The following is a 26,030-nucleotide window of genomic DNA, read 5'->3' on the forward strand; positions in this document are numbered from 1 at the left end:
CCCCGGGGAGATTGACGCGCCCGGTGCCCGTGACTAGGGTCCGCGCTGGAAACGGCTCCGCCCGAAAGGCGGATTAAAAGGGAACACGGTAAGGCCGATGGACGGCCGAAGCCGGGACTGCCCCCGCAACTGTGACCGTCGAGTCTTCTTCCATTTGCCACTGGCCGCATTCGGCGGCCGGGAAGGCGGAGGAAAGACGTAGAAACGGAAGTCAGGAGACCTGCCGCTCCAGTCACCCATGCCCGGTACGAGGGGTGCCGAGGCGCGGACGTCCGTAGCGGTGACACATTGTGTTGCCGTGTGCCGGGCGGACCGGGGTGGACCTTCTTTCGCTCCCAGTTCCAAGCCGGATCGCGGTTCGTAGCGAACCAGGGCGCCCACGCGCCCGCACTTGCCTTGGGGGCAGATTTTGAAGACCATCCTTATCACGACGGGCATCGTCACCCTGGCGGTGGCGGGGCTCACCCGCACGGCCGCCGCGCAGGACGCTGCCGGCGACGGCGTCACGCAGCTCGAAAGCATCGTCGTCACGACGCCGCTCCGCCGCGAAACGAGCCTGGAGCGCTCGACGTCTTCCGTGACGATCGTCACCGAGGAGGAGATCCGGCGGTCCGCCGCGTCCGACCTCACCGCGCTGCTCAGGGGATATCCGGGCGTCACCATCACCTCCAACGGCGGCATGGGCGCCGATTCCACCGTCTCGCTGCGCGGCACAACGCCGGTGCAGACGCTGGTCCTCGTCAACGGCGTTCGCGCCAGCTCGGCGACGGCGGGAACCGTCAATCTCTCCGCGATCCCGCTTGCCTCGATCGAGCGCATCGAGATCGCCAAGGGCGGGCATTCGGCGCAGTACGGTGCGGATGCCATCGGCGGCATCATCAACATCGTCACCCGGCAGGGCGGCGCCTGCGCCGACGGCAGCATGCGCTGCGGCACGGCCACCATAGGCATCCTTCATCCCTGGGGCGGCTACGCTTCGGGCAATGTGCAGGGACAGAGCGAGGACGGCGTCGACTATTCCGCCGGCGCCCAGCTGTTCGGGACCGAGGGATACGACTTCACCCTGCCTTCGACATACGGGCACGAACCCGATAAGGACGGCTTCCGCCGGGGCTCGTTCACCGCCTCGCTGTCGAAGGATTTCGACTGGGGACGCCTCTATGCCGACGGGCACTATGCGCGCGGCCGCAACCAGTACGACCGCCAGCCGGCGAACGCCGTCGACACGGACAATTTTTCCGGCCGCCTCGGTGCGCGTATCGACCATTCCGATAGCTGGTCGTCCACCGTGGAGATAATGAGCGCGCTCGACTATTCCGCGAATTTCGGGCCGGGCGTCACCGGCGACACGTTCGATACGGTGCGTTACGGCCTTCTCGCCTCGACGCGGAAGACCATCGAGACGGACGAGGCGAAGCACACGCTGGTGGGCGGGGTGGAAGCCTATCGCGACACGGTAGGCGGCTCGTCCGTCTCGAATGTCGGCTATGCCACGACGGAGCGCGACCTTGCCGCCGTCTTCGGGCAATACTCGTTCGAATATGAGGGGCTGACGGTGGACAGCGGCCTGCGCTACGACCACGACGAACAGTTCGGCGGCGCCACCACCTACAATATCGGCGCGAGCTACGAATGGGCGGAGGGCTTGGTGACGCGCGCCTCCTACGCGACGGGCTTTCGCGCGCCGACCTTCAACGATCTTTATTATCCGGACCCCTACCTGTCCGGCAATCCGGACCTGAGGCCGGAACGGTCACGTTCCTACGAGGTGGGGCTGAACTGGCGGTTCACGGACGAAACGAGCCTCGACATGGCGGTCTACCACACGCGCGTGAAAGACCAGATCAACTGGGCGCCGGTCGATCCGGCCAATACATTCGGCGCCTGGCATCCGGACAATGTCGAGAACGTGCAGATCACCGGCTTCGAGGCGACCCTCATGCATCGGTTCGATGCGGAATGGAGCGGCAATCTCGGCATCGACATCCGCGAGCCGCTGAACAAGAGCCCGGGCACGCACGGCAAGTATGTTTCCTACAGCGAGCGCTTCAAGGGCACGGTGGGGCTCGCCTACAAGCCGACGGCGGATCTCGAATTCTCCGCCGCCGTCCTCTATGGCGGCTCGCGCTATGCCGATGCCGCCAACACCCGGAAACTGCCGCACTACGTCACGGCGGATTTCACCGCGCTCTATGCGCTCGACGGGCAGTCGCAGTTCAAGCTTTCGGTGGCCAACATCCTCGACGAGCAGTATCAGACGAAGGAAGGGTACAGGGCTCCGGGCCGGACCGTCGATTTCAGCTTCACGCGGTCGTTCTGAAAGGGCTTGCCGTCATGATCCCTGCCCGAATGCGCAGAACCGGGGCCGCCGCCGTTGCGGCGGGCCTCCTCGCGCTGGCGCCGGCCGCGGCATTGGCCGGGCCGGCGCCGCAGCGGGTCGTTTCCATCAACCTGTGCACCGACCAACTCGCGATGCTGATGGCGGCGCCCGGCCAGCTCAGGTCGGTCTCCTCGCTCGCGAGCGAGGAGGGCACCTCCGTGATGGTGGAGGAGGCCGCGCACTACAAGCCGAATGGCGGCCAGGCGGAGGAAATCTTCCTCATGCAGCCGGACCTCGTGCTTGCCGGCACGTATACGGCCAAGGCGACGGTCGCCCTGCTGCGGGAGCTCGGCTTCCGGGTCGAGCAGTTCACGCCGGCCGCATCCTTCGACGATGTCCGCGAAAACCTCACGCGCATGGGCGGCCTGCTCCACCGCGAGCAGCGGGCCGCCGAACTCGTGGCCGAGCTGGACCGGGGTCTTGCGGATCTTGCAAGCCATCGCCCGCCAAGCAAGAGCGTCGCCATCTACTACGCCAACAGCTACACGTCGGGCTCCGGTACGCTCGCCGATGCGATCGTGCAGGCGGCGGGGCTTACCAATATCGGCGATACGCTCGGCTTTACCGGCATGACGCGTCTGCCGCTGGAACTGCTGGTTTCCGCCGATCCCGACATCATCCTCGAAGGCGACAGCCAGTACAGTGCGCCCGCGCTCGCCAAGGCGAATTTCTCGCATCCCGCCTTCAGGGCGCTTTCCGGCCGGACCGTCGCCATTCCCGACAAGTACACGATCTGCGGCGCTCCCTTCACGCTGGAGGCCTCGCGCATGCTCCAGCGCGCGGCGTTCGGCGGAAAAGGCGGTACGCCATGACGGATGCGATGCGTTTCCGGCTGGTGCTTGCCGGGCTCGGCCTCCTCACTCTTCTCCTGTTCTTCCTGTCGCTGATGACCGGCCCGGCGGCGGTGGCCTTCGGCGACAGCCTGCATGCGCTCTTTTCCGACAAGGGCGATACCGTCGCCCTCGTCATGCAGGAGATCCGGCTGCCGCGCGCGATCCTCGGCCTGATGATCGGCGCCACGCTGGGGCTTTCGGGGGCGGTGCTGCAGGGCTGGCTGCGCAATCCGCTCGCCGAGCCGGCGCTTCTCGGGGTGAGCGCTTCGGCCTCGCTCGGCGCGGTGATCGCCATCTATACCGGCTTTTCCGCCCTGTTCCCGCTCGGCCTGCCGCTCGCCGCGCTTGCAGGGGCGGTCGCCGCGGTTCTTGTGGTGCAGGCGATGGCCGGGCTTCGCGGCGGGGCGCTTGCGGTCATCCTCGCCGGCATCGCCGTCTCGAGCCTTGCGAGCGCCATGACCGCGCTTGCGCTCAACCTGTCGCCCAATCCCTTCGCGGCGCTGGAGATCATGTTCTGGATGCTGGGCTCGCTCAGCGATCGCTCGATGACCCATGTCTGGCTGGCGGCCCCGTTCATGGTCGCCGGCTGGGTCATGCTGGCAAGCCTCGGCCGCGCGCTCGATGCGCTGACGCTGGGCGGCGATGCGGCGGCGAGCATGGGCGTCGACATGCGCCGGGTGCAGTTCCTCGCCGTCTTCGGCACCGCCGCCAGCGTGGGGGCGGCGACGGCGGTCGCCGGCGTCATCGGCTTTGTCGGGCTGGTGGTGCCGCACATGCTTCGCCCGCTGGTCGGTGCGCGCCCGTCCCGGCTGCTGCCGGCCAGCGCGCTCGGCGGGGCCTGCGTGCTCCTTGCGGCCGATACGCTGGTGCGGCTCATCGCGCCTGAACGCGACCTCAAGCTCGGCGTGCTGACGGCCATCGTGGGGGCGCCGTTCTTCCTGTGGCTGGTCTACAAGACGCGGAGGAGCATGCTGTGACGCTGCTTTCGGTAAAGGCCCTCAGCGCCTCTCTCGCCGGCAAGGAAATCCTGAAGGACGTGTCGTTCGACCTTCCCGCCGGGGAGTTCGTCGGCCTGATCGGGCCGAACGGCGCGGGCAAGTCGACGCTGCTGCGCACCGTGCTCGGCCTGACGCCCCATCGGGGAGAGGTCGCCATCGAGGGCCGCGCCGTCGCATCGATGAGCGCGCGCGAGCGGGCGCGCCATGTCGCCTACCTGCCGCAGGAGCGCGATATCGCCTGGCCCGTTCCGGTCGAGATGATCGTGGCGCTCGGCCGCGACGTCCATCGCCCGGTCTTCTCCAGGCAAGGCGTGGCCGACCGGGAGATCATCGACCGCGCCATGCGGCGCATGGAGGTCGAGGCGTTCCGCGACCGCCCGGCGACGGAGCTTTCGGGCGGCGAGAAGGCGAGGGTGCTGATCGCGCGTGCGCTTGCGCAGGATGCGCCGCTGCTTCTTGCCGACGAGCCGGCGGCTGGGCTCGACCCCTCGCACCAGATCATGCTGATGAAGACCTTCGCGGCGCTTGCAGGCGAGGGCCGCAGCGTCGTCGCCTCGCTGCACGATCTCGGGCTTGCCGCGCGCTGGTGCTCGCGGCTGATCCTCCTGGACAAGGGACGGATCGTGGCTGACGGCCCGCCGCAAACGGTGCTGACGCGGGAGCGCCTGCGCTCGGTCTACGCCGTCGATGCCCATCTCGGCGAGGCCGGGGGGAAGCCGGTCGTCATGCCGCTCGACCTTGCGGATCGAAACGGCCCATAGGCCGCGGCAGGACCGGGGCGGTCCCGCCACGGGCCGGCACAGGCAATTATTTCCCGGCGTTGTACTTGGCGTCGACCTCGTTGATCGCCTGGACGTTGCCGGCCGAGCGGCCCTTCTCGTCGAAGGTCTGGGCGAGATAGGCGTCGGCGATGGCTTTTGCCAGTTCCGAGCCGATGACGCGGGCGCCCATGGTGATGATCTGCGCATTGTTGGAGAGCGCGGCGCGTTCGGCCGAATAGGTGTCGTGCGTCAGCGCGGCGCGGATGCCGGGCACCTTGTTGGCGGAGATGCAGACGCCGATGCCGGTGCCGCAGACGAGGATCGCGCGATCATATTCGCCTGCGACGACGGCGGAGGCGACGCGGTCGGAGAGATTGGCGTAGAAGGCATCGGGGCCCGCGTCGGTGCGCGAGACCTCGTGCACCTCGTGGCGGTCCTTCAGGTGGTCGGCGAGAACCTTTGCAAGGCCTTCGCCCGCGCTGTCACCGGCAATAGCGAGTTTCATGGGAGATCTCCTTTCAGATTGTGGCGGCTGAGCGCGCCAGGATGTCGAGATAGCCTTCAACCTTCCAGGCTGAGCGGCCGATGAAGAGCCCGTCGATGTTCGGGCAGGCGATCAGTTCCTCGCAGTTCTGCGGGTTCACCGAACCGCCGTAGAGGCAGGGGATGCGCCGGCCGAGGACGTCTTCCGCCACCCTGGCGATCTCGGCATGGCGCGCATCGGCATAGTCGGCGGTCGCGGGAATGCCCTTCTCGCCGATCGCCCAGACGGGCTCGTAGGCAAGGAGGATCTCGGCGTCCTTCTCAGCGCCTTCGAGCTTGCCGAGGGCGCCGCGCACCTCGCGGGCAAGCACGTCGTCGGCGCGGCCGCTCTCACGGTCGGCCAGCGTCTCGCCGATGCAGATCAGCGGCACGAGGCCGTGGCGCACGGCGGCCTTCGTCTTGAGGCCGACCGTCTCGTCCGTCTCGCCGAAATGCTCCCGGCGCTCGGAATGGCCGAGCTCGACGAGGTCGAGATTGCAGTCCTTCAGCATGACGGGCGAGATTTCGCCGGTCCAGGCGCCTTCGTCGGCCCAGTGCATGTTCTGCGCGCCGACCTTGACGGAGGTGCCGGCAAGCATCGCCTTGACCTCGCGCACGGCGGTGAACGGCGGAATGACGAAGCGCTGGATGCGGGGATCGCGCCCGCCGTCGGCGGCCTTCAGGCCCTCGGTGAAGACCCTTGCCTCGGCCAGCGTCTTGTTCATCTTCCAGCTCGTGCCGACCCAGAAATGGCGGTCCTCGCTCATGTCGTCGTCTCCTTGGCGATGCGCACCACGGTCTTGCCGCCGCCAAGCTCGGCGGCCGTGTCGTGGGGCAGGGGTTTGTCTGAAATGACCGTGTCGAATTCGGCAAGGTCGGCCAGCACATGCAGCGCCGTGTGGCCGAAGCGCCGGCTGTTGACGAGAAGGCAGGTCTGGCGGCTGGCGGCCATCATCGCCCGCTTGGTGCGCACGACGGCCTCGTCCATGTGATAGGAGAGGCGGCCGGAGGCGGCCGGGGCGGAGATGAAGGCGATGTCGGCGCGAAGGCGCGACAGGGCCTCTTCCGTGACGATGCCGAAATAGGCGTTGAACTTGGCGGAATAGACGCCGCCGAGGGCGATCAGCGTGACGCCGGAAAGGCCCTTGGCGCGCTCCATGATCGCGGCATTGTTGGTGACGATGGTGATCGGCTTTTTTTCCGCCAGCACGTCGCCGAGGACGGAGGCCATCGAGCCGTCGTTGATCATCACCGTCATGCCGGGCTCGACGAGGCCGGCGGCCTCCTCGGCCAGTGCCCGCTTCACGTCCGCCTCCTGCAATTCGCGGAAGCGGAAATCGCTCTCGAACTGCGTGCCGGCATCGATGGTCGCGCCGCCGCGCACCTTGCGCAGCACGCCGGCCCGTTCGAGGTCGTCGAGGTCGCGGTGGACGGTCATTTTCGAGACGCCGAAGCGCGCCGCGATGTCGTCGAGTTCGACGGCCCGGCTTTCGACGAGAAGATTGATGATCTCCTGCCTGCGCTCTTCCCGTTTCACGGCTTCTCCCCCGCGTTTCCGCTATGGGTGTTTCATAACATCGTTTCCGATAAAATGTAACATGAAAAATGTGATTTTGTTATGATGAACCTTGCAGGAGCAGGCGGGCCGTCCGCTCGTCCGTGATGAGGCCGTGCAGCTTGTTGCTGTGCAGAACGGCGCGGATGGCCTCGGTCTTGGCGGGGCCGCCGGCAATGGCGACGATCCGGTCGCCGCCGGTCTCCGAGAAGGAGGCGGCAAGGGTGCGGGCCGTCACCGAGGTTTCGAGGATGCGGCCCTTGCCGTCGAAGAAATGGCCGAGCAGTTCGCCGACGCCGCCGAGCGCGGCGATCTCCTCCAGTTCGTCCGGCTGCAGCATGCCGGAGGTGACGAGATGGGCCTGGTTGTCGACGGTGCCTATGCCGACGATCTTGAGGTCGGCGCTGCGGGCAAGGTCGAACACCTCGCTGACGCCGCGCTGGGAAAGCAGCACCTCGCGGTCCTCCTCCGTATTGGCGAAGAAGGGCACGGGCATCACATAGGCCTGCGTGCCCGTCTTGGCCGCGAGGCGGTGCATGACGTCGTAGGGGTTGGCCGCATAGTTGCGGGTGAGGCCGCCGAGCAGGGAGACGAAGCGTATGTTGCCGGCGCCGATGCGCGGCAGGTGACGGACGGCGGCCGAGAGCGTGCGGCCATGGCCGAAGCCGATGACGGCGGCTTCCCCGCGCTCGATCTCGCGGCGCAGGAAATCCGCGCCGACATGGCCGAGCGTCGTCAGCGCCAGCGCGTCGTCGTCGACATCGGGCGCGACCTCGCAATAGTCGAGCCCGTAGCGCTCGGAAAGCGCCACCTCCAGGTTGACGCATTCGGCGATATCGCCGTCGATGCTGACCTTCACCACGCCCTCGGCGACCGCGCGCGCGATCAGCCGGTGCGCCTTCACCGAGGGAATGCCGAGCCGCTTGGCGACGGCGGACTGGGTGAACCCCCCGATATAGTGCAGCCAGGCGGCGCGGACGGCGAGGGAATCTTCGTTGTCGGTCATCGGCGATGTCCTGTCTTGCGCTCCCGGTTGGGCTGTCCTAGCCGCCGCGGGTGGAGACGATCAACCTATATTGAGATCGGCCGCGCCGGTATCGATATGCGGGGCCCAGAAGGCGATGCTTTCGGCGATCTGCGGAATGACCTCGCGGTCGTTCGGCTCGCGCTCCTTGAAGGAGAGCTCGAGGCAGATCTCGTTGTCGGCGGCCCCGCCCTCGGCGAAGGCCTTCAGCAGCGGTTCCGGCTGGATGCGCCCCCTGGCGTTGAAGGCGGCGGTGAAGGGCCGGTGCCCGCCCTTGTCCATCAGGCTCTGCTTGATGTGGATGATCGGCGAGACCTTCGGCACCGCGCGCGCCCAGGCATAGGGATCGTAGTCGTCGGGATTGTCGGAGGTGACGTCGCCGTGGTCGATGTCGGCCATCATCCACATGGGGACGGCCATGCCGGCGGCGGTCAACCGGTCCTGGAGGGCAAGACAGCTTTCGATCGTCTCGCCGAATTCGCGGCCGATGCTCATCGGCTCCCAGAAGACATAGGAAAGGCCGGCATCCTTCGCGTGCTCGGCCACCTCGGCCCAGCAGTCGATGGCGATGCGGATCAGGTCCTCGCGGCGGGCCGGGTCGTCGTAATCCCTGTAGGTGAAGATGGCGAACTGGGTGCCGACGGAGGCGCCGCCGAGGTCGCCGATGATGTCGGCGAAGGTCTTGAACCAGTCGACATAGTAGCGCCGCACATCCGCATCCGGATGGCCGAAATGGTTGAGGCGGCCATAGGGGCCGGTCATGCCGGAGGTGACGCGAACGCCCGTGCGCCGGAGGGCTCGTCCCATCTGCCGCGTCAGCCGGCGGATCGTCGCGCCGTTCCAGCTCGGATTGATGAATTCGTGGGTGAGCTGGAGGTCGCGCAGCTTGAGGTCCCGCGCGACGGTCTCGATCAGGTCGTCGGGATCGGCGAAGCGGTTGACCAGCGGATTGGTGTTGAGCGAGAGCGTCAGCGGCATGGTCGTCCTCAGGCCGCGGCGAGCCGGGCGGCGTTGAACCAGTCGGCGAAGGCCGCGCGCTCGCCTTCCGTCAGGTGGAGGTAATGTTTCGTGCGGCGGTAGAGGATGTCCTCCGGCGTTTCCGCCCATTCGCTGGCGACGAGATAGCGCGCTTCCGCCTCGTAGAACCGGCCGCCGAAATGCCGGCCGAGCCCTTCGAGGCTCGCGGCGCTGCCGACGACCGCCTTCGTGCGGGTGCCGTAGAGGCGGCCGTAGTGATGCACCAGACTGCGCGGCATCCACGGGTAATTGTCGCGCAGGCTGTTGGCGAAGGTCTCGTAGTCGGCGTTCGGCATGTCGCCGCCGGGAAGCGGGGCCTTCTCCGTCCAGTCGCCGCCCATGGTCGGGAAGATGTGCTTGAGCCGATGCATGCCGCGCTCGGCAAGCTCGCGGAAGGTGGTGATCTTGCCGCCGAAGACGTTGAGCAGCGGCGCGCCGCCCGTCTCGTCGAGGTCGAAGACATAGTCGCGCGTGACGGCCGAGGGGTTGCCCTTGCCGTCGTCGAAGAGCGGGCGCACGCCGGAGAAGGAATGCAGCACGTCCTGCCGGCGCAGCTTCTCCTTGAAGTAGCGGTTCACGGCCTTCAGCAGGTAGTCGATTTCGCTCTCGTCGGCCGAGACGTCCTCGGCGCGGCCTTCGTAGGCGATGTCGGTGGTGCCGATCAGCGCCTTGTCGCCCTCGTAGGGGTTGATGAAGATGACGCGCTTGTCGTGGTTCTGCACGAGATAGGCGTTCGCCCCCGCCCAGAACTTCGGCACGATGATATGGCTGCCCTTGACGAGGCGCACGTTGCGCGTGGAATTCGAGCCGGCGACGCGGTTGATGACGTCCGACACCCAGGGGCCGGCGCAGTTGACGAGGCATTTGGCGCGGAAGGTGCGGGTCTCGCCGGTCACGCTGCTCTTCGTCGTCACGGTCCAGCCGCCGTTCTCGCGGCGGGCGGAGACGGCGGGCGAGCGGGTCAGCACAAGGGCGCCCTTCTCGGCGGCGCCGACGGCGTTGAGCGTGACGAGGCGGGCGTCGTCCACCCAGCAGTCGGAATATTCGAAGCCGCGCGTATACCGGTCGAGGATGGGCGTGCCTTCGGGATCGCGCGCAAGGTCGAGCGTGCGCGTGCCCGGCAGCTTCCTGCGTCCACCGAGATGGTCGTAGAGGAAGAGGCCGAGCCGCACGAGCCAGGCCGGCCGGTCCTCGGGGCTGTGCGGCAGCACGAAGCGCATCGGCCAGATGATGTGCGGGGCGGCATTGAGCAGCACTTCGCGCTCGATCAGCGCCTCGCGCACCAGGCGGAATTCGTAGTATTCGAGATAGCGAAGGCCGCCGTGCACGAGCTTGCCGGAGCGCGAGGAGGTGCCCTCGGCAAGGTCGTCCTTCTCGCAGAGCACGACCTTCAGCCCGCGCCCCGCCGCATCGCGCGCAAGGCCGGCGCCGTTGATGCCGCCGCCGATCACGAAGAGGTCGATGGGTTCGGGCTCGTTCATCTCTAGTCTCCTTCAGCGCCGGCCAACGGGCGGCGCAATCGTCGTTTCGTCAGCGCGCGGCGAGGATGTCCCAGGCCGGCGCGATGCCCCGGCGCACCTCGGAATAGGCGGCGAAGAGCCGTGTCATGCGGTCGATGTCCCCGGGCTTCGGCCGTTCGGCCTCGCCGAGCTCGGGCGTCACCCAGTCGGCGATGCAATCGTCCATCGTGCGGTAGGCGCCGATGGCGACGGCGGCCATCATCGAGGCGCCGGCAGCGCCCGCCTCCTCGCGCGTCGAGACGCGCACCGGCGCGCCGAGCGCTGCGGCGAGCGTGCCGCGCAGCGAGGCCGAGCGGGCGGCGCCGCCGCTGATGCGCAGCTCCGGGGGCAGGGCGCCCATGGCGGCGTAGCAGTCGCGCGTCGCCATGCCGAGGCCTTCCACGACGGCGCGCACGAGGTCCGGGTAGCGGTGGCGGCTGGAAAGGCCGGTGAAATTGGCGCGGGCGCGGGCGTTCACGAACGGCCCGCGCTCGCCGGCCTCGGAGATATAGGGGTGGTAGAGCACGTTGCCGGGCTTGCTCATGGCGAACCACTGGTCGACGCGGCCGATCATGTCGGTAAGGCTTGCCGCGACGCCGAACTCGCCGAGAAGATCGGCGCCGAGCTGCAGCAGCCAGTCGAGGTTGATCGTCGCGCCCATGTTGGTCTGCACCTGCGTGACGATGTCGGGGATCGGCAGGGCGATGACGTAGCCGGTGCGCTCGGCGTTCAGCACGACGTCGGCGACGGCCTTCGCCTGGAGATGAACGCCCGTCGAGCCGATGGCGGAGCAGGCGGCGTTGCGGCCTTCGCTGCGCACGCCCGCGCCGAGCGCCGTCATGCACATGTCGACATAGCCGAGGCAGACCGGCGTGCCGGCTTTAAGGCCCGAGGCGGCAGCCGCCTCCGCCGTCAGCGGATGGGAGATTTCCGTGCCGTCGATGACCTCCGGCAGCAGGCGCCGGAGATGCGTGAGGCCGAGGGCGGCGAGCACGTCGCCGTCATAGCGGCGGGTGCGGAAATTGCCGAAGGTGAAGCTGACTTCCGAGGGGTCGGTGGCGCGCACGCCCGTCAGGTTGAGATAGAGCCAGTCCTTGCAGTGCATCGCGGTTTCCGCGCCGGCGATGAGGTCCGGGCAATGGCGGTCCATATGGGCGAGCTGCGCGCCCTGCTGGCAGGTGTTGAGGCCGGTGCCGGTCGCCTCGAAGCGCTGGCGGTCGGCCTCGCTTGCGGCAAGGCGCTCGACGGTCGGCGCCGCGCGGGCGTCGAGCCAGAGCCAGGCATCGCCGACGGGACGGTTTCCCGCGCCGACGAGCCAGGTGCCGTCGCCCTGCGCGGTGACGGCGATGGCGGTGGTGCGCGCCGCCAGATTGTCCACCTTCTCGCCGAGCCCGCGCAGGGCGCGCGTGCAGTCGAGCCAGGTCTGGTCGAGGGATTGCGTGACGGAGCCGTCGTCGCCGGTCGTATAGGTGTTGCGGACGGACGCGCTGGCGATCTGCCGGCCGGCGAGCGTGAAGGCGACGGCCTTCATGACGGAGGTGCCGGCGTCGATGCCGACGATCAGGTCCATCGTCTCAGCCACGGCGCAGCTCCATCGATCCCGCGCCGGCATCCGCCGCTTCGCCCGACCTCAAACAAGGCATTCGATCCTCCCGACCGTCTCCCGCGAAAGCGCGTGCGTTCCTCTGGCTTCTCCTGCCGTGGAACGTAACACGAGCCCTCCGGATTTCGCAAAAGAACATACCATAAAGTTATCATGTGTCTCGAAAAATTTTTCGTGCTTTGAATTTTTTTTCAGATATGATGGAAGAACAGAAGGTATGAGGCGCGGCTGGTTTTCCGTCGATGCCTGACATTGCTGAGGCCGTTCTTCGCTGTCGCCATGCGGATGGCCGTGCTCGGCCATGTCGGTCGAAATCTTGTGTTTTTACAATTAAATCAGCGGCATGACGCAACCGCTCCTGCTTTCCCGGCTGAAGGCGGACGGGGAGAGGCCATTTGTCGCCGGATTTCCGGAGGGGCGCGAAGGCCTGCATGGAAAAGAGCGGATGGAAAGCGCTTCCGCTGCAAAAGGCCGATTGACAGGCTGTGTTAATTTAACATATATGTTGCGACATATAACACGTATATATCGCAAGTGCGAAAATATGTGCAATGCAGCGCAAGGCGGATGAGGAGATCCGGCCGGCGCCGTTCAGGGAGGACGTCATGACAGGTTCTGCTCGGAAAGCGTCGACATGCGGCCGGTGCGCCGTGGATGCGGCGTCGATCCCGTTCCCGCCATCGTCCCCGTGCGGGCGCTCCCGCTGACGCTTCCACCGTTCAACCGCAAGGCCGACCGACATGACTGACGCCACGCTCTCCAAATCGCCCCGCCCCGCTGCGCGCAGCTATCGCTGGTTCGGCGTCGCCGCCGCGGTCGTGCTGGTCGGCGCCATGGCCTTCGACACGAAGATCGTGCGCATCGGCTCGGAAAACGACGTCCGGGTGCAGAAGTTCTCCCCGCAGGCCTTCGGCGCCGAGCAGTTCCCGCTGATCCAGCAGAGCGTCGAGACGCGCGCCGTCGATGCCGTCGAGCTGGCGCAGGCGATCGCCGCCGACAAGAAGGCCGCCGGCGAGAAATACGGCGTGGCGACCTCCACGGGCCCCGTTCTTCCGGTCAAGTTCACCGGCGTGATCGGCGAGCGCAAGGCGAACTACAACGTCGTCGCCGTCGAGGGCCTGCCGCCGGAGCTGACGGTGCGCGTCCAGACCGGCCCCGCCCTCAACGGCACGGACCTGCGCGATGCGACGGGCCAGATCGAGTTCGGCCAGTTCCGCAACCAGATCGAGTACCAGGACGCGGGCTCGGCCATCAACAACGAGGTCAAGACGGCCGTTCTCGGCGGCATCGACCCGGCCTCGCTTTCCGGCAAGACCGTTTCGGTGATCGGCGTCTTCAAGCTGGTCAACCCGAAGAACTGGGTCGTCACGCCCGTGAGGTTCGACGTCAAATGAGCGCGCTCCCCGAAACCGGCCGGACGGACGAAGTGGTGCTTGCCGCGCGCAATGTGGCGAAGTCCTACGGCAGCGTGCGCGCCCTCAAGGGCGTCAATTTCGACATTCATCGCGGCCAGGTGACGACGCTCTTCGGCGAGAACGGCGCAGGCAAGTCGACGCTGATGAAGATCCTCTCCGGCGTCGTGCAGCCGACCTCGGGGGAAATCATTCTCGATGGAGAGCCAATCGTCTTTGCGTCGTCCTCCCAAGCACGCGATCACGGTATCTCCATCATCCATCAGGAGCTGAGCCTGGCTCCCAACATGAACGTTCGCGACAACATCTTCATGGGTCGCGAGATCATGACGGCGACGGGCGTGGATTTCGCCGAGGAAGAGCGCCAGACGCGCCTCCTGATGGAAGAACTCGAGGAGGAGATCGATCCCCTCACGCCGGTCGAGGACCTGCGCCTCGGCCAGCAGCAGATCGTCGAGATCGCCCGCGCGCTCTCGGTCAATTCGCGCATCCTGATCATGGACGAGCCGACCTCGGCGCTTTCCGCCTCGGAGGTCGAGGTGCTGTTCAAGGTTATCCGGGACCTGACCGCCCGCGGCGTTTCCATCGTCTATATCTCGCATCACTTGGAAGAGGCGCTGCAGATCACCCACCATGCGGTGGTGCTGCGCGACGGGGCGATGACGGCCTATGCCGACCGCAAGGACATCGACCTCGAATGGATCGTCCGCCATATGGTCGGCGAGAACTTCGACCTCGGCTCGCCGCCGGCCGGCTACGAAATGGGCGATGTCTCGCTGGAGATCGAGGGGCTGACGGTGCCCGATCCGGGCGGCGCGGATTATTCGGTCGTTGACGGCATGTCGCTCTCGGTGCGCGCGGGCGAGATCGTCTGCATATACGGCCTGATGGGCGCGGGGCGCACGGAGCTGCTCGAAACGGTCGCCGGCCGCCTCAAGGCGACGTCCGGCAAGGTCGTGCTGAAGGGCAGGGACATCACCGGCCGGTCGATCGCCGAGTGCATCCGCGCCGGCCTCGTCCTCGTTCCGGAAGACCGCCAGCGCGACGGCCTGGTGCAGACCATGACCGTCGGGCGCAACCTTTCGCTCGCCAGCCTTGGCGCCTTCACACGCGGCCTCTTTACCTCCGCCGCCCGCGAGGCCGATCTTGTCGGCCATGCGATCCGCAGGGTGCACATCAAGACCGACGGCGGCGCGGCGGCCATCGGCTCGCTCTCCGGCGGCAACCAGCAGAAGGTGGTCATCGGCAAGATGCTGGCGACCGACCCTGAGGTGATCCTGCTCGACGAACCGAGCCGCGGCATCGACATCGGCGCCAAGGCCGAGGTCTTCAAGCTGCTCGCCGAGCGGGCGCGGCAGGGCCTTGCCGTCGTCTACACCACGTCCGAGCTCGGCGAATGCCTCAGCATCGCCCACCGCATCATCGTCATGCGGCGCGGCCGCATCGCCGCGGAATTCGGCCCCGACGCGACCAAAGAACAGATCATGGCCGCCTCCGGCGAAGCCGTGCATGCCCATTAGGAGCGCTCCAGCATGTCAGTCACACCTGCAATGGACACGAAAGCGGCGGTAAGCGGCGGCAAGCGCAAGAAGAGCTTCGTCGAGCTGCTGTTCGAGGGCCGCGCCTTCTTCGCGCTGATCGCCATCGTCGTCGTCTTCTCGCTGATGTCGCCGAACTACTTCACGCTCAACAACTTCCTGATCATGGCCTCGCATGTGGCCATCTTCGGCCTGCTCGCGGTCGGCATGCTGCTCGTCATCCTCAACGGCGGCATCGACCTGTCGGTCGGCTCGACGCTCGGGCTCGCCGGCGTCGTCGCCGGGTTCCTCATGCAGGGTGTGGCGCTGCCGCAGCTCGGCGTAATCCTCTATCCCTCCGTCTGGGTCGTCGTGGTGCTGACCTGCCTGCTCGGCGCGGTCGTCGGCGCGGTCAACGGCGTGCTGATCGCCTATCTGCGCGTGCCGGCCTTCGTGGCGACGCTCGGCGTGCTCTATGTCGCCCGCGGCATCGCGCTCCTGATGACCAACGGCCTTACCTACAACAATCTCGGCGGCCGTCCCGAGCTCGGCAATACCGGCTTCGACTGGCTCGGCTTCAACCGCCTCGGCGGCGTGCCGATCGGCGTCATCGTGCTGCTCGTCTTCGCCATCGTCTGCCATATCCTGCTCTCCCGCACGGCCTTCGGCCGCTGGCTCTACGCGTCCGGCGGCAACGAGCGTGCGGCGGAGCTTTCGGGCGTGCCGGTCAAGCGCGTGCAGATCACGGTCTATGTGCTTTCCGGCATCTGCGCGGCCGTCGCCGGCCTCGTGCTCTCCTCGCAGCTCACCTCGGCAGGGCCCACGGCCGGTACGACCTACGAGCTGACGGCGATTGCCGCCGTTGTCATCGGCGGGGCGGCGTTGACGGGCGGGCGCGGCACGGTCGTCGGCACCATGCTCGGCGCCTTCGTGATCGGCTTCCTGTCGGACGGCCTCGTGATCATCGGGGTCTCGGCCTACTGGCAGACGGTCTTCACCGGCGCCGTCATCGTCACCGCGGTTCTTCTGAACAGCATCAAATACGGCCGCCGCTGAGAAGCGGCGCCCGACTGGAACTGACCGCGGCCGGGAGAGGCGGACCATCGAATGGCCCGGAAGCGGAAAGTATTGCCGGAAACCGGCGCAACCGAACTCAACAAAGGGAGTGAGATCATGTTCAAAAAAGGAATGCGTGTACTTTTCGCCGCAACGGCCGCCTTGCCGCTGCTTTTCAGCACCGCATGGGCCGAAGGCCTCATCACGGTCATCGTCAACGACCCGTCGAACCCCTACTGGTTCACGGAAGGCGAAGTGGCCAAGAAGACGGCCGAGAGCCTCGGCTACACGGCCAATGTCGGCGCCCACAAGGGTGACACCAACACCGAGAGCAACCTGATCGACACGGCGATCACCAACAAGTCGGTCGCCATCATCCTCGATCCGGCGAATGCCGACGGTTCGGTCGGCGCGGTCAAGAAGGCCGTCGCCGCGGGCATCCCGGTCATCCTCGTCAATGCCGAGATCAACCAGGAAGGCCTTGCCAAGGCGCAGCTCGTCTCGAACAACGCCCAGGGCGCAGCCCTCGGTGCCCAGCAGTGGGTCGAGGCTGTCGGCGACAAGGGCAAGTATGTCGAGCTCTTCGGCGCTCCCTCGGACAACAATGCGGCGACCCGTTCGAACGGCTATGAGACCGTCCTGACGCAGTATCCGGACCTCGAAAAGGTCGCCAAGGAAGTGGCCGACTGGGACCGCACCAAGGGCCATGACAAGATGCAGTCCATGCTGCAGGCTCATCCGGACATCATCGGCGTGATCAGCGGCAACGACGAAATGGCCCTCGGCGCCATCGCCGCCCTCAAGGAAGCCGGCAAGCTCGACCAGGTGAAGGTCGGCGGCTTCGACGGCTCGCCGGACGCGGTCGCCGCCATCAAGGCCGGCGAACTGCAGTACACCGTCCTCCAGCCGGTCGCCGTCTTCTCGGAACAGGCCGTCAAGCAGGCCGACAACCTGATCAAGAACGGCTCCACGGGCGTCGATACCGAAAAGCAGCTCTTCGATTGCCTCCTGATCACCAAGGACAATGTCGACAAGTACACCGCTCCCTTCGTCCTGAGCGAGTAAGTCGATCCGGGGGCGCCCTTCGGGGCGCTCCCGACCCCAACCCGGACCAGCTTGGCATTTTCCTTGCCGCCCGATACGAGATACGAAACCTCTATCTTCGCAGCATGGCAGGGTCTCCCCGTGAACAAGAAAGTCGACGTCAAGGATTTGCTTTCGGAAGAATTGCCGAGCGACAGCCGGCATGCGCGCCAGCTCGTGCGCCGCCGGATGATCGCCGAGACGGTCATCGCCGAAGGCTCCATCCGCATCGAGGACCTGACCGAGCGCTTCGGCATCAGCCTCATGACGGCGCACCGCGATGTCGACGAGCTCGTCAGCCGCGGCCTCTTCCGCAAGACGCGCGGCATCGTCTCGGCCGCGCCCACGAGCCTGATCGAATCCTCCGACGTCTACCGCGCCACCAAGCAGGCGAGGGAAAAGAAGGCGGTCGCGAAGGCCGCCATGCAATTCGTCGAGCCGGGGCAGGCGATCTTCATGGACGACGCCACGACCGTGCACGAGATGACCCGCTTCCTGCCGGCCAAGGTGCCGCTGACGGTCATTACCAATTCGCTTGTCCTCATCAACGAGCTGAAGGAGGTGAGCGACCTCAACCTCATCTGTCTCGGCGGCCAGTTCTACCACTGGTGCAATGCCTTCATGGGGCACATCACCACCAACGAGATCCGCCGGCTGCGCGCCGATACCGTTTTCATGTCGCTGTCGGCCATCGTCGACGACGTGGTCTACCACCAGTCGCCGGAGACGGTGGAGACCAAGCGGGCGATGTTCGAAAGCGCCTCGCGCCGCGTGCTTCTGGCCGACCACACCAAGTTCGAGCGGCGCGCGCTGCATCACTTCGCGACGCTCCAGGAGTTCGACGCGGTGATCGTCGACGAGGATATCCCGATCTCCCATCTTTCGCGCATGCGGGCCAAGGGGATCAACGTCATCGTGGCGGACGGGGAACGGGCCGGCTGAGGCTGCCGCTGCCGCGGTTGCCCGTCATGCCGGTCGCCGTTCCGCCATTCGCTTGAGAATGGAGGCATGGATGCCCTGCATCATGGGTATAGACAGCGGCCTGACGGTGACCAAGGCCGTCATCTTCGACGCGGACGGGACGGTGCTTGCCATAGCCCGGCGACGCGTTCCCCAGCTGATCCCCGCGCCGCAGCATGTCGAGCGCGACATGGACGGTCTCTGGTCCGCGACCGCCGATGCCATAAGCGAGGCGGTGGCCGCCTGCGGGCGCCCGGCTTCCGATATCGTCGCGATTGCCGCGACGGCCCATGGCGACGGCATCTACCTGCTCGACGGGGACCGTCGGCCGCTCGGCAACGCCATCGTCTCGCTCGACACGCGCGCCGGCGCGATTGCCGATGCGTGGAACGAGGGCGAGGTCGGCGCACGCTCGCTGGACCTGACCGGCCAGAAGCCGCACGCTTCCGCGCCCTCCGCGATCCTCTACTGGATCCGCGAGCACCAGCCGGAGCGTTATGCCCGCATCGCCCATTTCATCGCCGCGAAGGACTGGCTGCGCTTCTGCCTCACCGGCACCATCGGCACGGACCGCACGGAGGCGAGCACGTCCTTCACCGATGTGCGCACGCAGGACTATGCCGAGGAGGCCTTCCGCCTCTTCGGGCTGGAGCGCCTTGCCGGCCGGCAGCCGCCGATGGCGGCGTCCACCGAGGTCGTCGGCGGCGTGAGCGCAGAAACCGCGCGGCTGACGGGGCTCGTCGCTGGCACGCCCGTCATGGCCGGCCTCCACGACGTCACGGCCTCCGCACTCGGCATGGGCGGCTATGGCGAGGGCATGGTGGCGGTCATTGCCGGCACCTATTCCATCAACGAGACGGTGTCCCGCGCGCCGAAGGTCGACGGCCGCTGGTTCTGCCGCAACGGCATCCTGCCCGGCGAATGGAACAGCATGTCCATCTCGCCTGCCTCCACGGCCAATTACGACTGGTTCATCGACCAGTTCTGCGCCGCCGACGCGCGGCAGGCCGAAGCCGCCGGCGAAAGCATCCATGCGGTTCTCGGCAGGGAGTTCGAGGCCGCCTGCAAGCGCCCGTCGGGCGTCTTCTTCCATCCCTATCTCTTCGGCTCGCCCTTCGGCGGGGCGTCGAGCGCCGGGTTCTACGGCCTCAATGCCTGGCACGACCGGGGCGATCTGGTGCGCGCGGTGCTGGAAGGCATCGCCTTCAACCACCGGGTCCATGTCGATGCGCTTCGTGACGGTTTCGCGCCGGCCGCCGCGCGGCTGACGGGCGGCATCTCGCGCAACCCCGCCATGGCCGGTCTCTTCGCCGATATCCTCGGCATGCCGGTCACCGCGACGCGCACCGAGGAGGCGGCGGCCTGGGGCGCGGCGCTCTGTGCGGGAGCGGGCGCCGGGCTCTTCGCCTCGCCGACCGACGATCCGCGCGACCTTGCCGCCATCGAAACGACCTACCGGCCCGACCCCGTCCGGCAACGGGCCTATGACGAGAAATACCGCGTCTTCCTCGACCTCGCCGAGGCGATGAAGCCGCTCTGGCCGACGCTGCGGCGTCTCGGCGCGGAATAAGAGCAGGAATACCCATCATGACGGACATCACAGCCGGCACGGTCGAGACCTTCGACGTCGTCATCCTCGGCGCCGGCATCAACGGGGCAGGGCTCTTCCGCGACCTCTGCCTTCAGGGCCTCAAGTGCCTGATCGTCGACAAGGCCGATTTCGGCTCCGGCACCAGCGCCGCACCCTCGCGCCTCATCCACGGCGGCATCAAGTACCTGGAGACGGGCGAGCTCGGCCTCGTCGCGCAGTCGACGCTGGAGCGCAACCTGCTGCTGCGCAACGCCCCCCATTGCGTGGAGCCGCTGCCGACCTTCATTCCCTCCTTCTCGCTGATGAAGGGGGCCTTCGCGGCGCTGCGCACGCTCTTCGGCTCTACCACGGCCCCGCGCAGCCGCGGCGCCGTGCTCATCAAGATCGGCCTTGCCCTCTACGACCTCTACGGCGCGCGCCATCGCGTCATGCCGAAACACCGGTTCTTCTTCCGCCGCCGGGCGCTTGCGGAAATGCCGGCGATCACCCCGCGCATCGTCGCCGGCGGCATCTATTACGACGCCAAGATCAGCCGGCCGGAGCGGCTCGTCTGGGAACTGGTGCGCGACGGCCTTAATGCGAGCCCCGCTTCCGCCGCCATGAACGATACGGCGCTGCTCGGGCAGGCGGACGGCGTGCTGCGGCTGCGAGACGGGGACGGCGGCGAGCGGCTGGTCCGCGCCGGCATCGTCGTCAACGGCGCGGGGCCGTGGATCGACCATGTCAATGCGACGCTCGGCATTCTCGGCAAGCTGATCGGCGGCACCAAGGGCTCGCACATCCTGCTGCGGCATCCCGAGCTCGTTAAAAGCCTCAAGGGCCGCATGATCTATTTCGAGGCGGACGACGGGCGCATCTGCCTCGTCTACGATTTCCTCGGCCTCGCGCTCGTCGGCTCGACGGACATCAAGGCCGACAATCCGGATACGGTGCGCTGCGAGGAGGAGGAGATCGACTACTTCCTCGCCAGCCTTCGCTCGCTGCTGCCGAAGCTGGAGTTCGGCCGCGAGCAGATCGTCTATGCCTATAGCGGCATCCGCCCGCTGCCGGCCTCGGATGCCAGCCAGCCCGGCCTCATCAGCCGCGACCATTCGGCGCCGGTGGCCGAGCCGGCCGAAGGGCGGCCGTTCCCGGTCGTCTCGCTCGTCGGCGGCAAGTGGACGACCTTCCGCGGCTTTGCCGAGGAGGTGGCCGATACGATCCTTTCCCGCCTCGGCCGCAGCCGCAAGGTCAGCACGCAGATGCTGCCGATCGGCGGCGGGCGCGGCTTTCCGGTGGATGGCAAGGCCCGTGAGGTCTGGCTCTCCGAACGCGCCGGGCGGAGCGGCCTGCCCGCGGTGCGCGTTTCCGCGCTGCTGGCGCGTTACGGCACGACGGCCGATGCCGTGCTTGCGCATATCGCGGCGGTCGGCGATGCGCCGCTCGCCCATGTCGAGGGCTACGGCCGCGCGGAGATCGACTGGATCGCCCGCAACGAGATGGTTCGCCACCTTGCCGATATCGTCATGCGCCGCACGACGCTCGCCATCGAGGGCGGGCTGACGGCGGCGGGCATCGGGGAGATTGCCGGCGTGGCGGCCGCGGCGCTCGGCTGGAGCGACGAGCGGCGAGAAAAGGAGATCGCGGCGGTCACGGCGCATCTGGCAAGGTTCAACCGCGTCGCCCTTTGAGGCCTTTGCCCTTTCCGCGGGCCGATCCATGTTGCATCTTCGGGGCCTGATCGCCCGCAGGAGGATTTCATGACCAAGATCGTCGACGACCCGGAGGCCTTCGCCTCGTCCGCCCTTGCGGGCTTTTCCCGCGTCTATGGCCGCTATGTCCGGCTGGTGAAGGGCGGTGTCGTCCGCTCGACGGCGGTGCCGAGAGGCAAGGTCTCGGTCATTGTCGGCGGCGGGTCGGGCCATTATCCGGCCTTCGCCGGCTATGTCGGCCCCGGCATGGCGGATGCGGCCGTGGCGGGCGAGATCTTCGCCTCGCCCTCGACGGCGGCGGTCGCGCGGGTCTGCCGCAACGCGGACCATGGCGGCGGCATCGTCCTCGGCTTCGGCAACTATGCCGGCGACGTCCTCAATTTCGGCGTTGCGGCGGAGCGCCTGCGCGCCGAAGGCATCGACGTGCGCATCGTCACGGTGACCGACGACGTGGCGAGCGCGCCGCCCGACCGGCCCCTGCAGCGCCGCGGCATCGCGGGCGATTTCGTGGTCTTCAAGGTCGCCGGCGCGGCGGCGGAGGCCGGCCTTTCCATCGGCGAGGTCGAGCGCGTCACCCGGCTTGCCAACAGCCGCACCTTTTCCTTCGGCGTCGCTTTCGGCGGCTGCACCCTGCCGGGCGCGAAGGAGCCGCTCTTCACCGTGCCGAAGGGCATGATGGCGCTCGGCCTCGGCATCCACGGCGAGCCCGGCATCCGCGATACGGACATCGTGCCGGCAAGCGACCTGGCAAGGCTCCTGGTGGAGACCGTCCTTGCGGAACGCCCTGCCGGCGCAGGCCGCGCCGCCGTTCTGCTCAACGGCCTCGGCGCCACCAAGTACGAGGAGCTCTTCGTCCTCTGGGGCGTGGTGGAAAGCCTGCTGCAGGCATCGGGCGTCGATCTCGTCGCGCCCGAAGTCGGCGAATATGTCACCAGCCTCGACATGCAGGGCTGCTCGCTGACGGTGATGTGGCTCGACGAGGAACTGGAACGCTACTGGCTCGCACCGTGCGACACGCCCGTCTTCCGCCGCGGCGAGACGCTTCGCACGCAGCCGGCGGCGGCAAGGGCCGATGTGGAGGACGAGGCGCTGCGCTTCGGCCCGGCCTCTCCCGCGTCGCAGGAGAGCGCCCGCTGCCTTGCCGGCATCCTCGACGCCATGGTCTCCGTCCTCGGCGAGGCCGAAGCCGAACTCGGCCGCATCGACGCCTTTGCCGGCGACGGCGACCACGGGCAGGGCATGCGGCGCGGAGCGGGCGCTGCGCGTGAGGCGATCCAAAGGGCCGTTGCCGGCGGCGCCGGTGCAAGGAGTGCGCTTGCGGCCGCGGGCGATGCCTGGGCGGACCGCGCCGGCGGCACGTCCGGCGCCATCTGGGGGCTGCTGCTCCGCTCGTGGAGCTCGGCTTTCTCCGACGGGGAAGCTGTCGGCGAGGCGGATGCGGTGCGCGGCGCGCGCCTTGCGCTCGACGACGTGATGCGGCTCGGCGGAGCGAAGCCGGGCGACAAGACGCTGGTTGACGCCTTCGTGCCCTTCGTCGAGGCGCTGGAAGCCGGGCACGCGGAGGGCCTGCCGCTGAAGGCCGCATGGCATAAGGCGAGCGCCATCTGCGAGGAGGCCGCGCAGGCAACGGCGCCGCTCGTTCCGCGGCTCGGGCGCGCCCGCCCGCTCGCCGAGCGCAGCGTCGGCCATCCCGATGCCGGCGCCGTCTCCCTCGCACTGATCGCAAGGACCATCGCCGAACGCCTCTGAGCGGTTTTCCCTATTATCCGGATCATCGGGCCGAACGTCGCAGGACGTTCGGCTTTTTTTGCGCTGTTCATGAAGACATCACATATTTACAGAGATAGTCATTGACATGTCATACCAGTTGAAGGATATAAGCTCACGCCGGGTTGCCCGGAGGAGGAAATTCCGGCCGGACAGGCTCGTCGTCCGGTCGTGCGCATTCAGGGAGGTCTTCGATGACATCGATCGCGCTGTTCGGTGCTGGTGGCAAAATGGGCTACCGGCTGGCCAAGAATCTCAAGGGTTCGCGTTTCGATGTCTGCCATGTCGAAGTGAGCGAGGCCGGCAAGGCGCGCCTTTCGAACGATCTCGGCATTGCCTGCGTTTCGCCCGAAGAGGGCCTTGCGGGCGCCGACGTCGTCATCCTGGCGGTTCCCGATACGGCCATCGGCAAGGTCGCCGCCGGCATCGCCGACAAGCTGGAGCCCGGCACGATGGTCGTGGCGCTCGATGCGGCCGCGCCCTTTGCCGGCCACCTGCCGGAGCGCGCGGACCTCACCTATTTCGTCACGCATCCTTGCCATCCGCCGATCTTCAACGACGAGACGGACCCGGCGGCCAAGCGCGACTTCTTCGGCGGCATCGCCGCCAAGCAGCACATCGTTTCCGCCCTGATGCAGGGCCCGGAGGAGGCCTATGCGCTCGGCGAGGAGATCGCCAAGGTCATCTGGGCGCCGGTCATGCGCTCGCACCGCGTCACGGTCGAGCAGATGGCGCTCCTGGAGCCCGGCCTTTCGGAAACCGTCTGCGCCTCGCTGCTCGTCGTCATGCGCGAGGCCATGGACGAATGCGTGCGTCGCGGCGTTGCCAAGGAGGCCGCCCGCGACTTCCTGCTCGGCCACATGAACGTGCTCGGCGCCGTGATCTTCGAGGAGACGCCCGGCGTCTTCTCCGACGCCTGCAACAAGGCGATCGAATTCGGCAAGCCGGTGCTGATGAAGGACGACTGGAAGCGCGTCTTCGAGCCTGCGGAAATCGCGGCCAGCATCCATCGCATCACCTGATTTGCAGCGGGCGCCAGCCCAAGAGATCGCACCGGATCGGCCAGTTTCCATGGAGGGATGGCCGGGGAGGCCGGTGCTTAACCGGGAGGAAAATATGAAGGTTACCCGTAGACTGATCACTGTCGGTTTTGCTGCCGTCATGGCCGCAGGCGTCGCCATGCCGTCGTTCGCCGCCGACCTCATCGCCATCATCACGCCGAGCCACGACAACCCCTTCTTCAAGGCCGAGGCCGTCGGCGCGGAAGCCAAGGCCAAGGAACTCGGCTACGAGGCCCTCGTCCTCGTGCATGACGACGACGCCAACAAGCAGTCGCAGCTCATCGACACGGCGATCGGCCGCGGCGCGAAGGCGATCATCCTCGACAATGCCGGTGCCGACGCTTCGGTTGCCGCCGTGCAGAAGGCCAAGGACGCGGGCATCCCGTCCTTCCTGATCGACCGCGAGATCAACGCGGCCGGCGTCGCCGTCTCGCAGATCGTCTCGAACAACTACCAGGGCGCCCAGCTCGGCGCCGAGGAATTCGTCAAGCTGATGGGCGAGAAGGGCAACTATGTCGAGCTCGTCGGCAAGGAATCCGACACCAATGCCGGCATCCGCTCCAAGGGCTACCACGACGTCATCGACGAATATCCGGACATGAAGATGGTCGCCCAGCAGTCGGCCAACTGGAGCCAGACGGAAGCCTATTCCAAGATGGAGACCATCCTTCAGGCCAATCCGGATATCCAGGGCGTCATCGCCGGCAACGACACGATGGCGATGGGCGCCATCGCCGCCCTCCAGGCGGCCGGCAAGAAGGACGTGATCGTCACCGGCTTCGACGGCTCGAACGACGTTCGCGACTCCATCAAGGCGGGCGGCATCAAGGCCACCGTGCTGCAGCCGGCCTATGCACAGGCCCAGCTCGCCGTCCAGCAGGCGCATGACTTCATCACGAGCGGCAAGAAGCCGGCGGAAGAAAAGCAGCTCATGGACTGCGTGCTGATCAACGCCGACAATGCCGACAAGCTCGAGACCTTCGCGCTGAAGGACTGATCTTCGAAAGAAGCGGGCGCGGGGTGATCGCCATCCCGCGCCCTGCCATATGCCGGAGTACCGACCCATGCGCTTCAAGGCCGCCGCCGTCATCGTGTTCGCCGCAGCTTTCGGGCTCGCCGGCTGCAAGTTCGTGAAAACCGCCGACAAGGAAAAAGAGGATCAGGCCGGGGCCTTCGATCCCGACACGCTCGTTGCCGAAATGTGGGACGGCAAGGTGCTGCCCTATCTCGAAAAGCGCGCCGCCCCCCTTGCGGAGGTGCTGGCGGCGACGGCCGCCGATCCCGACGCGGCGGGCCGGAAATACGGCTACAAGGCAAAGCAGGGCAATGCGCCCTGGACCTTCATGGCGAAGGTCGACGGCGTGATCGTCGCGGAAGAGACCAATTCGCGCGCGGCCTATGTCGACGTCGACGTCGACGGCGACGCCAAGGCGGATGTGCGCGTTTCCATCGGCCCGGCCATCCGCGGCACGGCGCTGCGCGACTGCCTCGACTTCGTCGATTTCAACGCCTTCAAGAACCAGATCGAATGGGCGCAGTTCGGCAAGGCGTTCAACACCCATGTGAACGCCACAATTCTGGAAAAGCTGCCGCGCGAGGGGCTGACGGGCAAGACGGTGACGGCGACGGGCGCCTATCCGCTGCCGGCCAAGGGGCAGTTGCCGCAGCTCGTCCCCGCCACCATCGCCATCGGAGGCTGA

At 67.1% G+C, this 26,030-nt stretch carries 22 protein-coding genes and 1 riboswitch; of the genes, 15 read left to right on the forward strand and 7 right to left on the reverse strand.

Annotated elements, in window-relative coordinates; all coding sequences use genetic code 11:
- The first annotated feature begins 35 nt into the window (after positions 1 to 35).
- Positions 36 to 242: riboswitch (cobalamin riboswitch) on the forward strand.
- 167 nt (positions 243 to 409) lie between these two features.
- From HNQ66_RS11305 to HNQ66_RS11320, 4 genes are read left to right on the forward strand one after another with little or no spacing between them, the layout of a single operon-like run.
- Entirely contained in the window at positions 410 to 2,320 is a 1,911-nt protein-coding gene (locus tag HNQ66_RS11305; RefSeq protein WP_246434281.1) for a TonB-dependent receptor plug domain-containing protein, read from the forward strand.
- A gap of 29 nt (positions 2,321 to 2,349) precedes the next feature.
- Positions 2,350 to 3,192, forward strand: coding sequence for an ABC transporter substrate-binding protein (locus tag HNQ66_RS11310; RefSeq protein ID WP_184144152.1), 843 nt, complete (start codon positions 2,350 to 2,352; stop codon positions 3,190 to 3,192).
- Complete coding sequence (locus tag HNQ66_RS11315) at positions 3,189 to 4,190, forward strand: FecCD family ABC transporter permease (protein WP_184144154.1); 1,002 nt, start codon at positions 3,189 to 3,191, stop codon at positions 4,188 to 4,190. The genes HNQ66_RS11310 and HNQ66_RS11315 overlap by 4 nt, the downstream gene beginning before the upstream one ends.
- The gene (locus tag HNQ66_RS11320) at positions 4,187 to 4,972 is read left to right on the forward strand and encodes an ATP-binding cassette domain-containing protein (RefSeq protein WP_184144156.1); all 786 of its coding nucleotides are present in this window, start codon (positions 4,187 to 4,189) and stop codon (positions 4,970 to 4,972) included. The genes HNQ66_RS11315 and HNQ66_RS11320 overlap by 4 nt, the downstream gene beginning before the upstream one ends.
- Positions 4,973 to 5,018: 46 nt before the next feature.
- Here the strand turns inward: HNQ66_RS11320 and derI are convergent, their stop codons facing one another.
- The 7 genes from derI to HNQ66_RS11355 form a co-directional block, all read right to left on the reverse strand.
- Positions 5,019 to 5,477, reverse strand: coding sequence for a D-erythrulose-4-phosphate isomerase (derI, locus tag HNQ66_RS11325; RefSeq protein ID WP_184144159.1), 459 nt, complete (start codon positions 5,475 to 5,477; stop codon positions 5,019 to 5,021).
- Positions 5,478 to 5,490: 13 nt separating this feature from the next.
- A complete protein-coding gene (locus HNQ66_RS11330) occupies positions 5,491 to 6,261 on the reverse strand; it encodes a triose-phosphate isomerase (protein WP_184144161.1) in 771 nt (256 codons plus the stop codon).
- Complete coding sequence (locus HNQ66_RS11335) at positions 6,258 to 7,031, reverse strand: DeoR family transcriptional regulator (protein WP_184144163.1); 774 nt, start codon at positions 7,029 to 7,031, stop codon at positions 6,258 to 6,260. Before HNQ66_RS11335 ends, HNQ66_RS11330 begins: the two co-directional genes overlap by 4 nt.
- 79 nt (positions 7,032 to 7,110) lie before the next feature.
- Positions 7,111 to 8,055 carry a sugar-binding transcriptional regulator gene (locus tag HNQ66_RS11340; protein WP_184144165.1) on the reverse strand — a complete coding sequence of 315 codons (945 nt, stop codon included), beginning with the start codon at positions 8,053 to 8,055 and terminating at the stop codon, positions 7,111 to 7,113.
- 60 nt (positions 8,056 to 8,115) lie between these two features.
- A complete protein-coding gene (locus HNQ66_RS11345; protein WP_184144167.1) occupies positions 8,116 to 9,051 on the reverse strand; it encodes a sugar phosphate isomerase/epimerase family protein in 936 nt (311 codons plus the stop codon).
- An 8-nt stretch (positions 9,052 to 9,059) separates the two neighbouring features.
- Positions 9,060 to 10,571 (reverse strand): glycerol-3-phosphate dehydrogenase, encoded by a 1,512-nt coding sequence (locus HNQ66_RS11350; protein WP_184144169.1) that lies wholly within the window; start codon positions 10,569 to 10,571, stop codon positions 9,060 to 9,062.
- Between the two features lie 49 nt (positions 10,572 to 10,620).
- A complete protein-coding gene (locus tag HNQ66_RS11355; protein ID WP_184144276.1) occupies positions 10,621 to 12,159 on the reverse strand; it encodes an FGGY-family carbohydrate kinase in 1,539 nt (512 codons plus the stop codon).
- Positions 12,160 to 12,932: 773 nt separating this feature from the next.
- Between HNQ66_RS11355 and HNQ66_RS11360 the strand changes: the two genes are divergently transcribed.
- The 11 genes from HNQ66_RS11360 to HNQ66_RS11410 all read left to right on the forward strand — a co-directional run bounded on the left by HNQ66_RS11360 (position 12,933) and on the right by HNQ66_RS11410 (position 26,030).
- Positions 12,933 to 13,586 (forward strand): DUF2291 family protein, encoded by a 654-nt coding sequence (locus HNQ66_RS11360; RefSeq protein WP_184144171.1) that lies wholly within the window; start codon positions 12,933 to 12,935, stop codon positions 13,584 to 13,586.
- The gene (locus HNQ66_RS11365; protein ID WP_184144173.1) at positions 13,583 to 15,124 is read left to right on the forward strand and encodes a sugar ABC transporter ATP-binding protein; all 1,542 of its coding nucleotides are present in this window, start codon (positions 13,583 to 13,585) and stop codon (positions 15,122 to 15,124) included. The genes HNQ66_RS11360 and HNQ66_RS11365 overlap by 4 nt, the downstream gene beginning before the upstream one ends.
- Before the next feature lie 12 nt (positions 15,125 to 15,136).
- Entirely contained in the window at positions 15,137 to 16,177 is a 1,041-nt protein-coding gene (locus HNQ66_RS11370; protein ID WP_184144175.1) for an ABC transporter permease, read from the forward strand.
- Positions 16,178 to 16,294: 117 nt separating this feature from the next.
- Positions 16,295 to 17,242 (forward strand): D-ribose ABC transporter substrate-binding protein, encoded by a 948-nt coding sequence (locus HNQ66_RS11375; protein WP_184144177.1) that lies wholly within the window; start codon positions 16,295 to 16,297, stop codon positions 17,240 to 17,242.
- Positions 17,243 to 17,449: 207 nt separating this feature from the next.
- Positions 17,450 to 18,202 carry a DeoR/GlpR family DNA-binding transcription regulator gene (locus HNQ66_RS11380; RefSeq protein WP_380779097.1) on the forward strand — a complete coding sequence of 251 codons (753 nt, stop codon included), beginning with the start codon at positions 17,450 to 17,452 and terminating at the stop codon, positions 18,200 to 18,202.
- A 70-nt stretch (positions 18,203 to 18,272) separates the two neighbouring features.
- Positions 18,273 to 19,790 carry an FGGY-family carbohydrate kinase gene (locus HNQ66_RS11385; RefSeq protein WP_184144179.1) on the forward strand — a complete coding sequence of 506 codons (1,518 nt, stop codon included), beginning with the start codon at positions 18,273 to 18,275 and terminating at the stop codon, positions 19,788 to 19,790.
- A 17-nt stretch (positions 19,791 to 19,807) separates the two neighbouring features.
- A complete protein-coding gene (locus HNQ66_RS11390) occupies positions 19,808 to 21,481 on the forward strand; it encodes a glycerol-3-phosphate dehydrogenase/oxidase (protein ID WP_184144181.1) in 1,674 nt (557 codons plus the stop codon).
- A 69-nt stretch (positions 21,482 to 21,550) separates the two neighbouring features.
- Positions 21,551 to 23,251: a dihydroxyacetone kinase family protein gene (locus HNQ66_RS11395; protein ID WP_184144183.1), complete on the forward strand. Its 1,701-nt coding sequence runs from the start codon at positions 21,551 to 21,553 to the stop codon at positions 23,249 to 23,251.
- 212 nt (positions 23,252 to 23,463) lie between these two features.
- Complete coding sequence (locus HNQ66_RS11400) at positions 23,464 to 24,291, forward strand: phosphogluconate dehydrogenase C-terminal domain-containing protein (RefSeq protein WP_184144185.1); 828 nt, start codon at positions 23,464 to 23,466, stop codon at positions 24,289 to 24,291.
- A 94-nt stretch (positions 24,292 to 24,385) separates the two neighbouring features.
- Complete coding sequence (locus tag HNQ66_RS11405; protein ID WP_184144187.1) at positions 24,386 to 25,327, forward strand: D-ribose ABC transporter substrate-binding protein; 942 nt, start codon at positions 24,386 to 24,388, stop codon at positions 25,325 to 25,327.
- A gap of 67 nt (positions 25,328 to 25,394) precedes the next feature.
- On the forward strand, positions 25,395 to 26,030 hold the full coding sequence (locus HNQ66_RS11410; protein ID WP_184144189.1) for a DUF2291 family protein: 636 nt from the start codon (positions 25,395 to 25,397) through the stop codon (positions 26,028 to 26,030).

Source organism: Shinella fusca (assembly GCF_014203155.1).
Classification (GTDB): Bacteria; Pseudomonadota; Alphaproteobacteria; order Rhizobiales; family Rhizobiaceae; genus Shinella; species Shinella fusca.